Here is a 12,652-nt window from a genome sequence, read left to right as displayed (position 1 = left end):
GTTTTTATCTTTTTGTGTTAAGGCGGTTGACCCTTAATGAATCATTTATAATGCGTGCGCCTTACCCTTTTTTGCTTAAGGATCAATGATCCATTTCAATGATCCATTGCTTTTAACTGTTTCTCCAACAATGGCGCCAGTTCATTAACCGGCCCAGCCCCTACGGTAAGAATCATATCTCCTGCCGTTGCCAGACTGGCGGCCTCTCTGGCGGAATCTTCCGGCAAAGGTGCATATACCGCCTTTCCACCTCGGATGCGTATTTCTTTTACCAAATCCTGGCTATGAATGAGCCCTCGGTCCGGTTCCCGGGCTGCAAAAATATCCGTCACCACCACACCATCGGCCAGTGCCAATGCATCGGCAAATTCGCTGAGAAGGGCCAGGGTTCGGGTGTAGGTATGAGGCTGAAAGATGCAGTAAACCTTTCCCTTAGGAGCCACAGCACTCCTGGCCGTTTGTAAAGTAGCTAGAATTTCAGCCGGATGATGCGCGTAGTCATCTACAACCGTAACATTCTGCCAGTTCCCTAAGGATTCAAAACGTCGATGAAGCCCACGAAATTTCGGCAAGGTTTCTCTCAGTTGATGGGGAGAAACCCCTAACTCAAGAGCCACCGCCAAAGAAGTCAGTCCATTGTGTATATGATGTTTTCCCGGAATGCCGAGAGAAAACCGGCCTAAGGGCTTTTGACGAAAGTCAACGTCAAAAGAATAGCGCCCGGCCGTATCTACCTCTAATTGAGAGGCTTTTAGATCGCAGTCATCGCAAAGACCAACCCGGATCACAGGACAGGTAGCCACCCGGGGCAAATGAGCACTGTTTTCATCATCTCCGTTGATTACCAATAGGCCCTCTGGTGGCAACTGAGCAACAAAATCCCCAAAAACAGCCTGAATGGCCGCCAGGTTTTCAAAATAATCCAGATGATCTAAATCGATGTTCAGAACAATACCGATGCGAGGAGGAAAGCGTAGAAAACTGCCATGATATTCACAGGCTTCCGTAACCAAATACGGACTTTTTCCTACTTTAACATTTCCGCTGATTTCATTGAGATAACCGCCTACCAGCACCGTTGGATCCAGCTCAGCCCATTCCAGCAAACAAGACAAAAGGGCAGTGGTAGTTGTTTTTCCATGGCTGCCGGCAACCGCAACGGAGTGAGGGTATAGCTTCATGATTTTACCTAACAGGGAAGCCCGGTCCATTTCAGGAATTTTTTGTAGCAAGGCTTCTTCTCGCTCCGGATTATCCTTTGGAATCGCCGCTGAGTACACCAGCCAGTCTACAGATCTTACGTTAGAAGCCTGATGACCAATCATAATCACCGCACCACGATCTCGTAAACGGCGTGTGGTATCACTTTCCTCCCGGTCAGAACCAAAAACACAAATGCCCTGATCCAGCAGAATATGAGCCAAAGCGCTCATGCCAATGCCACCAATGCCTATCATATGTACCGATTGTATTTCTCGGAGATCTGCCAATTCTTGCACTTCTTTCATTTTATAGCTCCTTTCATTTGATTTGGTGATTAAAAGATCATATGTCGGGTATAAGCTTTGTAACTCTAATGTGGTAATGCTGACATTTCCTATGCGTCTCCTTCATTATACACCAGGCCGTAAAGGAGTAAAAGCAAATAGAATTAACAGAATCGAATGACAATATACATTTTTTCCTTGAATCCTTCGCTAAAAAAGAATAGAATAGTAAAAGCCAGATGATGATTCCCTTTCAGAAAGGACACGAGAGAAATGGAGACAGGAAAATTCAGACGAAGTCAACGCATTGCCGCCATGACAAGTCTGCTGGGAAATAATCCCGGACGCCTTTTTAGCCTTACAGAATTTAGCCAACAATTAGATACGCCTAAATCGGTGTTGAGTGAGGACATTAGCATCGTCAAGGAAACCATGAAAGTCCTTGCTATTGGAGAAGTACAATCCGTTGCAGGTGCCAAAGGCGGTATTCGGTTTATTCCAGGAATGTCCCTTCACCGGCAAAAGGAGTTTTTAGAAAAACTGGCAGAAGAGTTAAGGCAACACCATCGCATCTTGCCGGGCAGTTACCTTTATTATTCCGACTTGATCAGCCTTCCTGCCTATGTGCAGCCAATGGCTGAAATATTAGCCAGCTATATGAAACAAAGCAAACCACAATACGTGGTTACCGTAGAGACGAAAGGGATTCCTTTAGCCTTTGCCGTAGCCAGAATATTAGATAAACCTTTTGTGGTAGCCAGACGGGAAAGTTTGATGACAGAAGGACCTACGGTGAGTGTCAATTATGTTTCCGGTAGCGGAAACGGAATGCAACGGATGGTATTGCCCCGCCGGGCCATAGAGCCGGGATCCAGGGTGGTCATGGTGGATGATTTTATGAGAGGTGGCGGGACAGCCAAAGGAATGCAGGATTTGATGAAGGAATTTGAAGCCGAAGTGACGGATATTGGCGTGTTGATGGCCTCGAAATCACCGGAAACCAAAAGAGGCGGCCGTTATACCACCCTATTGATTTTAGAAAATGCCGAGGAAGAAACGGGGAAGGTAGACCTTTACCCCAACCCGGAGCTATTCCAGGAATAAGGAATTAGATAAAGGAACTAGATAATTGAAAGGAACTAGATAGTTAGTAGGAATGAGAACACAGACACCAGTATTTTAGGAGGAAGCAGTCATATTCCGGCCAGCCCTCTTAAGATAGCCGTTTTCCTGAAAGAGGTGCAGCAACCCTTCCAGAGGGAGTATCGGCAAATTAGTTAACAGAATGAAAGACATCGGGAAGGTGGTGAAGGACAGATGCAAGTAACGGATGTAAGGATTCGTAAAGTGGCTGCGGAAGGTAAAATGAAAGCCATCGTCTCTGTAACCTTCGATGACGAGTTTGTAGTGCATGACATCAAAATCATCGAAGGACAGAACGGGCTTTTCATCGCCATGCCCAGCCGAAAAATGGGAGAAGGCGACTTTAGAGACATCGCTCATCCCATTAACTCCGACACAAGAAACAAAATTCAGGATGCTATCTTTTTGCGCTATGAGCAAATGAACGAAGAAGAGGAAGCTCAGAGTGCTGAGGTAGGGTTAGATTCCGGAGAAACCACGGAAGCAACAGAAGAGTAGAGGGAAGATGTGAAAAGACTTACCCGTCAAAACCGAAAGAAAGAAGATCGGTTTTGGCGGGTCTTTCTTTGACAAAAATACAGCCGACCAGTATAATTGAAAAGTAAGCCGAGGGAAAGTCCCCTCGGCAAAAAGTGTTTTCGTTGACGACAACCTAAAAGAGGTGAAAAAAAGATGAAAAGGCAAGCGGTTATTCTGGCAGCAGGAGAAGGAACAAGAATGAAATCCTCCTTGCCCAAAGTGTTACATCGAGTTACCGGTATTCCCATGATCAACCATGTAACCAACCATGCAACTCAGGTAGGAATTCAAGACCTATTTGTTATTGTAGGCCATGGGGCGGAGGCGGTTTCGGCTGCTTTACCGGAAAATGCCAAAACCGTTTTACAGGCAGAACAAAAAGGGACAGGCCATGCGGTCATGTGTGCCATGGATCAGCTAGATCCGGAAGGGCTTGTACTGGTTCTTAGCGGTGATGCACCCCTGATCAGTGCCGAAACTTTGGAAAAACTGATTCACACCCATGAAGAAGGAGCGTATGCAGCAACCGTATTATCAGCTCAGGTAGAGAACCCTACCGGCTATGGTCGGGTACTGCGTAACGAAGAAACCTGTGACCTTCTGGGAATCATCGAAGAAAAAGATGCCACTCCCTGGCAAAAGAGCATTAAAGAAATTAATTCCGGAACCTACTGTTTTCGGGGAAAAGACTTGCTGAAAATATTACCAAAATTAAGTCAGGATAATGCACAACAGGAATATTATCTAACAGATACCCTGGCCCTTCTTAAAAACGAAGATCAGCCCGTAGGAATCTGCTGCATCGAAAATCCGGAAGAAATAATGGCCGTTAATACCAGAGTGCAACTGGCAGAAGTGGAAGCCGTTTTTCGAAAAAGAATCAATCATCGTCATATGGTAAACGGTGTCACCATGGTTCATCCTGAAAGCACCTATATCGATCATGATGTGACCATTGGGAAAGATACGGTGATTGAAGCAGGTGCTGTGATTGAATGTGGAACCGTTATAGGAGAGGGTTGTCATATCGGCCAGAATAGCCGGATCAGTGACAGTTTTATTGAATCCCACGTGAACATTCTTCACTCGACGATCATCAGCAGCCGGGTAGGAGAAAAAACCAGCATTGGTCCATACGCCTATTTACGACCGGGCGCCTGTGTTGGAAAAAGAGTACGCATTGGCAACTATGTGGAAATAAAAAATGCTACCATAGGAGACGATTCTCGTGCCGCTCATTTAGCATACATAGGAGATGCGAAAGTAGGAAAAGATGTTAATATTGGTTGTGGCGTTGTGTTTGTTAACTACGACGGGAAAGAAAAGTACCAAACCCTCGTAGGAAATCATGCTTTCCTGGGAAGCAATGCAAACCTGATCGCCCCGGTCACCATTGGAGATCACGCTTTTGTCGCCGCCGGATCCACCATTACGGAAGATGTTCCGGGAGAAGCCTTAGCCATTGCCCGGAGCCGGCAGACTAACAAAGAAGAATGGAATAGAAAAAGCAGAGACTAGAGGATAGAAAAAGCAGGGAGTAGGGGAAAAACCCCTAACCCTAAAATATAAGGAGGAGCAAATAAAAAAATGAATATGAGTGGCAATGAAATCAAAATCTTTACGGGAAACGCCAACCCTACCTTGGCGGCTGAAATCGCCCGGGAACTTGAAGTTCCTTTAGGGAGAGCTTTAGTGAGTACCTTTAGTGATGGAGAGATCGCCGTCAATATTAATGAAACCGTTCGAGGCGCTGATGTGTTTGTAGTTCAATCCACCTGCCCACCGGTAAATGACGCTATCATGGAACTGCTTATTATGATTGACGCCATGAAACGAGCTTCGGCAGGAAGAATTACGGCTGTTCTTCCCTACTACGGCTATGCCCGTCAGGATCGGAAAGCCAAGGCAAGAGATCCCATTACGGCCAAACTGGTAGCTGACCTGCTAACAACGGCTGGCGCTGATCGGGTACTCAGTATGGATTTACATGCTCCTCAAATTCAGGGATATTTTAATATTCCGGTAGATCATCTGCTAGGAGTACCGATTCTGGTAGAATATTTCAAAGCAAAAGAAATTGACAATCCAGTCATTGTATCACCAGATATGGGAAGCGTTACCAGAGCCAGAAACTTTGCTCACTACCTGGAGGCTCCTATTGCGATCATCGATAAACGACGACCCAAGGATAATGTGGCAGAAGTAATGAATATTATCGGAGACATCCATGGAAAAACCGCCATTCTGGTAGATGATATGATTGATACAGCCGGTACCATTACCAAGGCAGCGGACGCATTGATTAATTTTGGTGCCACGGAAGTATACGCATGTTGTACGCATCCGGTTTTTTCTGGTTCTGCCATTGAGCGTATCAAAAACTCAAAAATCCAGGAGCTGGTAGCTTGTAACACCATTCCTTTGCAGGAAGAAAAACGGATCGACAAAATCCGCAGCGTTTCCGTAGCCCCGGTTTTTGCCGAAGCCATTAATCGAATTTATAAAAACAAATCAGTCAGCACCCTTTTTGACTAGAGAAAGGAAGCGATGAAACCTTATGATCATTCTGACTGGTCTGGGAAACCCGGGTGGCAAATACGATGCCACCCGGCATAACATTGGTTTTCACGTTATCGATACCTTGGCCAGAAATTATCATACAGAAGTAAATCAGAAAAAATTCAATTCCTATTACGGAGAAATTCGTATCGGGAGTGAAAAAGTCATTCTTGTCAAACCGCAAACCTATATGAATCGCAGCGGCGATAGCATCGGTGCCTGGATGCGGTATTTTGACCTGCCGGAAGAAAACCTGCTGGTGATTTATGATGATATGGACTTTGCACCGGGAGAAATCAAGCTTCGAGCTAAAGGCAGCGGAGGAACCCATAATGGAATGAAATCCATTATCCAGCATTTGGGAAACAGTGATTTTCCAAGGCTTCGGATGGGGATTGGAAAACCTTTGTGGGAAAGCACCTCCCAATTTGTGCTGGGTCGATTCACATCAGAAGAAATGCCCCTGATGCAACAAGCCGTTAAAGAAGCGGCAGAAGCAGCAGAAACCTTTGTGAGGGAAGGCATTCAAATAGCAATGAACCGTCACAATACCAAAAAAGAATCAAAGAAATCCAAAGAGTTATCCTAGGGCCATTATCAAGTCTCTAGATCCATTATCAAATCTAAAGTTCAATGCCAATAGGCGCGAAGCGTCTTTATTCATCAATGCCTCTTATCGTGAAGGAGTTCAATCATGAACGGAAAAAGTACGTTACTCCCTTTAAAAGAATCCAGAGAATTTCAACAGCTCATGGAAACAATGAACCGAAAAGATCAGACCATCGGTCTTTATGGTTTATTGGACGGACAGAAGGCCCACCTAACGGCGGGCATTTTTGCTGAGCAAAAAAAACAAATAGTGATCATCACCGAGACGGAAACTCAGGCCAGAGAGATGATGGAAGATCTTCGCTTTTTTGCACCGGTAGACCCCCTTTTTTTTCCCAGCAGGGAATGGGCACTGACCGATGCTGTCAATATGGGCACTTTTCAGGCAGAAGATCGGCTAAAAACCTTGGCAACCCTATGCCGGAAAAGTCCGGTTATCGTGACGACATCCATGGAAGCCTTGATGATAAAATTGCCGCCGCCGGAACTCTTTGCCCAGTTGCAGATTCAACTGACCCTGGGTGAAGAAACCTGCCTTCAGACCTTGGTGGAGACCCTATACCATCAAGGTTATCAACGAAAAGACCAGGTCGAGGAAAAAGGCGATTTTAGCCTTCGGGGAGACATCATTGATATTTTTCCACCCATGGAAGAACAACCGATCCGGGTGGAACTTTTTGATGAAGAAATTGACTCCCTGCGTCGCTTTGATCCAGTCACACAACAATCGGTAGAAAAAATTCAACAGATTCAACTGAGTCCTTCAACGGAATGGCTTGCTCAGCAAGAACACCGGGAAAGGCTCACCCATTACCTGCAGGAAGAGCTGGAACAATTGGCTCGGAAAAAAACAGGGAAAACAGAGCTACGGCAAAAGATGGCTCAAACCCTTGAAAAATGGGAGCATCATTGGTCCGGAAAAGAGATTGAAGGGTTTCAGACCACGGTTTACCAAAAAACCTATTCCTTACTGGACTATTTGCAGAAGGACGCCATCCTTGTATTAGATGAACCCCTTCGCTTAAAAACCGCTGCGGAAACCACCTTAGATAAATGGAAGGAAAGATATGCGGCTTTACTGGAAGAAGGGAATATGCTGCCACAACGCAGCCAATGCCTGATGGAAGCAACGGAACTAAACAAAAAGTTTCAGAAATATTCCTTGATTACCATGGACCTATTGCCACGAAACGAAACACTTTTTCTGCCGGAAAGCGTGGTGAATTTTACTACCCGAGGAATCCCTTCTTTTCAGGGGAAGATCAGTTATCTGCTGGAAGAAGTGAATCGCCTGCTTCGTAAAGAATGTCGGATCATTTTACTGACACCCAGCAAAGAAAAAGCCCTTAAATTGCTGGAAAGCTTTCGGGAAGCCGCTTTACCGGTGCAATACCTGGTAAAAGACATAGAATCCCTGAAAGACATGCCGCCGGGAGTGGTCTCTATTATTCAGGGTAGCATTCATAAAGGCTTTGAATACGTGAACGCTGGCCTGCATATTATGTCCGACTTAGAACTATTTGGTGCCCCTAAAAAGAAAAAACCAAAAAGAAGCCGGTCGGAAGGAAGGTCCCTTCAATCCTTTGTGGAACTAAAGCCGGGAGGCTATGTAGTTCATGAAAACCATGGTATTGGTCAATACCTGGGAATCGAAAGCCTTACGGTAGATGGCATTACCAAAGATTATCTGAAAATTGGCTATGCAGGTGCCGATCACCTTTATGTGCCGACAGATCAGATGGACATGATTCAAAAATACATTGGAAACGAAGACCGGGCTCCTAAAATGAACCGGATGGGTGGTACGGAATGGACCCGCACCAAAGCCAAGGTTCAGAAAGCCATCGAAGACATGGCTGACGAGCTTTTGGAACTTTACGCCAAACGAAAAAAACAAAAAGGCTATGCCTTTGGAAAAGATACAGAAATGCAGGAACAGTTTGAATATCTGTTCCCCTACGAAGAAACACCAGATCAATTAAAATCCATTAACGAAGTAAAAGCAGACATGGAATCAGAACGGCCGATGGATCGCCTTCTTTGCGGAGATGTAGGCTACGGAAAAACAGAAGTAGCCCTAAGAGCCGTATTTAAGGCTGTAGCAGACAGCAAACAGGCGGCCGTGCTGGTGCCAACCACCATTCTGGCTCAGCAACATTTCAATACCTTTCAGGAACGTTTTGGTCCCTTTCCCATCCGGGTGGAAATGCTCAGCCGTTTTCGGACAGCGGCCCAGCAACGTCAACTGCTGAAAGACCTGAAAAAAGGCATTGTCGATGTGGTAGTGGGAACCCACCGCTTACTGTCCCAAGACGTTCAGTTCAAAGATTTAGGATTGCTGGTAGTGGATGAAGAGCAACGCTTTGGAGTGAAACATAAAGAAAGGTTAAAAAGATTAAAAGCACAAGTAGATGTGCTGACCCTTTCAGCCACACCTATTCCCAGAACCCTTCACATGGCCATGGTAGGCATACGGGACATGAGCGTGATTGAAGATCCGCCGGAAGAACGCTTTCCTGTACAGACCTATGTGGTGCCCCATAACCCTTCCTTAGTGGCCGATGCCATCGAACGGGAGATGAGTCGGGGCGGTCAGGCTTATTATGTCTACAATCGGGTGGAAGGCATCCATTCCGTCGCCGCTGGCCTGGCTCGCCGCTTTCCTCATCTGCGTATAGGAGTAGGTCATGGGCAGATGAATGAAAATGAGCTGGAAAAACTAATGCTCGATTATTATGAAGGCTCCTACGATATCCTGGTATGTACCACGATTATCGAAAATGGACTGGATATTCCCAATGTGAACACCATCATCATTCAGAATGCGGATCAACTAGGCCTATCTCAGTTATACCAGCTTCGTGGACGGGTAGGTCGTTCCAACCGGCAAGGCTATGCTTATTTAATGGTAGAAAAAGGAAAGCTGCTTTCCGGAGTAGCCGAAAAACGACTTAAAGCCATCAAAGAATTCACAGAATTTGGCGCCGGATTCAAAATTGCCATGCGAGACTTGGAAATACGAGGAGCCGGCAACCTTTTGGGCGGCGAACAACATGGGCATATGGCCGCCATTGGTTACGATCTATACGTAAAACTTCTGGAAGAAGCTATCCAGAAAACCCGGGGAGAAACCGTAGAAAAAGACTTGGAAGTATCCATTGAACTCAATGTGGATGCCTATTTACCAGAAAAATACATTCAGAACCCAGGACATAAAGTGGAAATTTATAAAAAAATTGCAGCCATCCGTTGCAAAGAAGATTGGGTAGAAGTAGAAACAGAAATTGAAGATCGCTTCGGAGATATCCCCATCATCGTCCGGAATTTACTGCTGATCTCCTATATTAAAGCCATGGCTATGAAAGCTGGCTTTGATTCCATCCTTCAAAAAGAAAAACGAATCAAACTGCAGCTAGCCATTGGAAAACCCATCGATCCGGAAAGCGTAGCCCGGGTGATGCACGAATTTAGTCAACAGGTAGATTTTAACGCCGGAACCCAGCCACATTTTTTGTATAAACCCGGAAAACAGGAACAACATAGCCTATTACAAGAAATAAAGGTCTTTATGGAACGGTATACAAGCAGCCCTGAAAAGGGATAAGCCTTCATCTACCTTGAAAAAATCAAAAACTCCGTTATAATGAGAACTAGCCTTTGAATCAAGCAGATTCTTCGGCGAAACATTGGAATTCGAAAGGAAGATAGAAATGAAGAGAAAAAGCATCAGCCTTACCCTTCTGGCCCTTATGCTAATGGTTTCATTGCTGGCAGGTTGCGGCAATAGCAACAGCATACCAGAAGATGCGGTGGCTACCGTTAATAACGAACCAATTTCCATGCAGGACTATGAAAGCACCTTAGCCTTGATGAAAATGAATTATGAAACAGAAATGGGTGCCGACCTATTTGAAGAAGAAGACAATGAAGAAGGCATGACCCTACTCGACACCATTAAAGAACAAGTTTTGGAACGAATGATTTTTACAGAAATCATCTTGCAGGAAGCCCGAGCCAAAGACCTGGCCATCGATGAGGAAGAACTGGACGAAACCATGGAACTCTTTTGGGAGTTTATGGGCGAAGATGAAGAAATGAGTGTCTTTTTAGAAGAGAATCATATTGATGAAGCTTTTTTCCGAAAAGAAATGGCTAAAGAATTGCTAATGATTGAATATCAACAGCATTATCTGGAAACCATGGAAGTCGGTGAAGAAGAAGCAAAAGCCTTTTTTGAAGAAAACAAAGACATGTATACCAGTGACCAGGTGGAAGCAAGCCATATTCTGGTAGAAACAGAACAAGAAGCCACCGACATTAAAAGCCAGTTGGACGAAGGAGCGGATTTTGCTACCTTAGCACAAACCTTCTCCATGTGCCCTTCCTCGGCAGATGGTGGAAACCTGGGAATGTTCCCGAGAGGTGCCATGGTTCCCCCCTTCGAAGAGGCAGCCTTTGCTATGGAAGCCGGTGAAATCAGTGAGCCGGTGGAGACGGATTTTGGATGGCATATCATCTTGGTAACTCAACGGATTAAAGACGAAGAAGATTTTGAAGGATTAAAAGAACAGATTATACAACAAATCCGTCAGGAATCACTACAAAATCACATCGAAGAATTGCGGGAGTCGGCGGAAATCAATAAAAGAGAGTTGTAAAACGCCAGCCTGCTTGGAGGTTCATCATGACAAAAGAGAAAAAAGAGACTTACCTGAAAGGTGCCATGTTTCTGGGTGCCGCCGGCATCCTGGTAAAAATCATGGGTGCCCTGTTTCGCATTCCTCTGGGCCGGGCCATCGGCTCAGAAGGAATGGGCTACTATCAGGTAGGCTATACCGTTTATAATTTTATGCTGGCCTTTACCTACGCCGGCTTTCCCACCGCTATTTCCAAACTGGTTTCAGCAAAAAAAGCCAGAGGAGAACATACCGCCGCCCACGACACCTTTCTGACCGCTCTAAAAATGTTGTCCTTCCTGGGGCTGGCAGGTTCCCTAGCCTTAGGGTTCGGAGCCGGTTTTCTGGCAAATTATGTGTTTGAAAGCCCTCTAGCCTATCACTCCATTTTGGCCTTGGCACCAACCGTACTGTTTATTTCCATTTTAGCGGCCTTTCGTGGGTACTTTCAGGGAATGAAAGACATGAAGCCAACAGCCCTATCCCAAGTGGTAGAGCAGTTTGGACGGGTACTGGTAGGACTTGCGCTGGCCTTCACCATGCTGAGGCTGTCTGGAGAACCCTTAGCCGCCGCCGGCGGGGTTTTTGGTGCCGGTGCCGGCGGCTTAGCCGCCATGATCATGATCATTTTCTTATACCGAAAACGAAAAATGGCAGGAAAAATGGTTACTTCCGATTCCTTGGGATTACCACCGGAAACCACGGGTAAAATGATGAAAGACATTGTAGCCATTGCCTTTCCCATTGCCATAGGTGCGGCTGTCATGCCACTGATTAATATGGTGGATACCTTGGTAGTGCTTCGACGGCTTCAGGAAAGCGGATTCACCTACGCACAGGCCAACAGCCTTTATGGCCAGTTGCAAGGAATGGCAGCTACTTTGGTTAATTTACCCCAGGTGATCACCATTGCTCTCGCCATGAGCATTGTGCCAGCGGTTTCAGATGCGGCCGCCAGAAAAGACTGGGAGGCGGTTCAGACCGACAGCGCTTCTGTGTTCCGTGTTTCCTTAATGATGGGACTACCTGCTTCGGCTGGATTAGTAGTATTGGCACATCCTATTATGCAGTTTATTTATCCCGGAGAACCGGCTTCTTTGGGAGAAATCATGTTTATTATGGGTTTTGCTGTGTTTTTTCTAACACAGCTTCAAACCCTGACCGGCATTCTTCAAGGCCTCGGAAAACCACATATCCCCGTTCGGAATCTCATGATCGGTGCTGGCTGCAAACTATTCCTAACCTATTTTCTGACCGCCACCTTTCTACATGTACGGGGGGCTGCCATTGGAACCGTTGTGGCCTACATCATTGCCTTCAGCTTAAACCTATGGGCCGTTAAGAAACTGACGGGAGTCCGCTTTGATATGAAACAAGTCTTTCTGAAACCCTTTATTTCCGTGATGGTCATGGCTGTGTTAGCCTGGGGAAGCCATCGGATTTTATTACCAATGCTGGGAAACAGCTTAGCCGTAGTGCTCGCCATCTCCATAGGTGCTGCCACCTACGGACTGATGCTATTAAAGACCGACGCATTGGAAATGCGGGACTTCGACCTGCTACCGAAAGGCGATAAAATTGCTCAACTGCTGAAAAAACTCAAGCTTTTACGCCCGTGACCTTTCCTTGATTTACCGTTTTTGACTTTTTATTATCCAG

General features: G+C 45.8%; 9 protein-coding genes. 8 read left to right on the top strand and 1 reads right to left on the bottom strand.

The features are described 5' to 3' along the window. Positions 1 to 95: 95 nt before the first annotated feature. On the bottom strand, positions 96 to 1,508 hold the full coding sequence (murC, locus tag BLV55_RS10135; protein WP_093313996.1) for a UDP-N-acetylmuramate--L-alanine ligase: 1,413 nt from the start codon (positions 1,506 to 1,508) through the stop codon (positions 96 to 98). 252 nt (positions 1,509 to 1,760) lie between these two features. Here murC and purR point away from each other — a divergent pair, with 252 nt between their 5' ends. From purR to BLV55_RS10095, 8 genes are all read left to right on the top strand, one after another. Continuing rightward, on the top strand, positions 1,761 to 2,591 hold the full coding sequence (gene purR / locus BLV55_RS10130; RefSeq protein ID WP_093313994.1) for a pur operon repressor: 831 nt from the start codon (positions 1,761 to 1,763) through the stop codon (positions 2,589 to 2,591). Between the two features lie 213 nt (positions 2,592 to 2,804). Further along, positions 2,805 to 3,128 carry a septation regulator SpoVG gene (gene spoVG, locus BLV55_RS10125; protein ID WP_093313992.1) on the top strand — a complete coding sequence of 108 codons (324 nt, stop codon included), beginning with the start codon at positions 2,805 to 2,807 and terminating at the stop codon, positions 3,126 to 3,128. A gap of 174 nt (positions 3,129 to 3,302) precedes the next feature. Beyond that, positions 3,303 to 4,667 carry a bifunctional UDP-N-acetylglucosamine diphosphorylase/glucosamine-1-phosphate N-acetyltransferase GlmU gene (gene glmU / locus BLV55_RS10120; RefSeq protein WP_093313990.1) on the top strand — a complete coding sequence of 455 codons (1,365 nt, stop codon included), beginning with the start codon at positions 3,303 to 3,305 and terminating at the stop codon, positions 4,665 to 4,667. A gap of 69 nt (positions 4,668 to 4,736) precedes the next feature. Beyond that, positions 4,737 to 5,684 (top strand): ribose-phosphate diphosphokinase, encoded by a 948-nt coding sequence (locus BLV55_RS10115; RefSeq protein ID WP_093313988.1) that lies wholly within the window; start codon positions 4,737 to 4,739, stop codon positions 5,682 to 5,684. Between the two features lie 22 nt (positions 5,685 to 5,706). Continuing rightward, positions 5,707 to 6,297 carry an aminoacyl-tRNA hydrolase gene (gene pth, locus BLV55_RS10110; RefSeq protein WP_093313987.1) on the top strand — a complete coding sequence of 197 codons (591 nt, stop codon included), beginning with the start codon at positions 5,707 to 5,709 and terminating at the stop codon, positions 6,295 to 6,297. A gap of 105 nt (positions 6,298 to 6,402) precedes the next feature. After that, positions 6,403 to 9,921, top strand: coding sequence for a transcription-repair coupling factor (gene mfd / locus BLV55_RS10105; protein ID WP_093313985.1), 3,519 nt, complete (start codon positions 6,403 to 6,405; stop codon positions 9,919 to 9,921). Positions 9,922 to 10,027: 106 nt separating this feature from the next. Next, the gene (locus BLV55_RS10100) at positions 10,028 to 10,975 is read left to right on the top strand and encodes a peptidylprolyl isomerase (protein WP_093313984.1); all 948 of its coding nucleotides are present in this window, start codon (positions 10,028 to 10,030) and stop codon (positions 10,973 to 10,975) included. A gap of 26 nt (positions 10,976 to 11,001) precedes the next feature. Continuing rightward, positions 11,002 to 12,612, top strand: a complete 1,611-nt coding sequence (locus tag BLV55_RS10095) for a putative polysaccharide biosynthesis protein (protein ID WP_093313983.1) — start codon at positions 11,002 to 11,004, stop codon at positions 12,610 to 12,612. The last annotated feature ends 40 nt before the right edge of the window (positions 12,613 to 12,652 follow it).

Source organism: Tindallia californiensis (assembly GCF_900107405.1).
Classification (GTDB): Bacteria; Bacillota; Clostridia; order Peptostreptococcales; family Tindalliaceae; genus Tindallia; species Tindallia californiensis.
The sequence above is the reverse complement of the archived record's forward strand: the minus strand, read 5'-3'. Positions and strand labels throughout refer to the sequence as shown.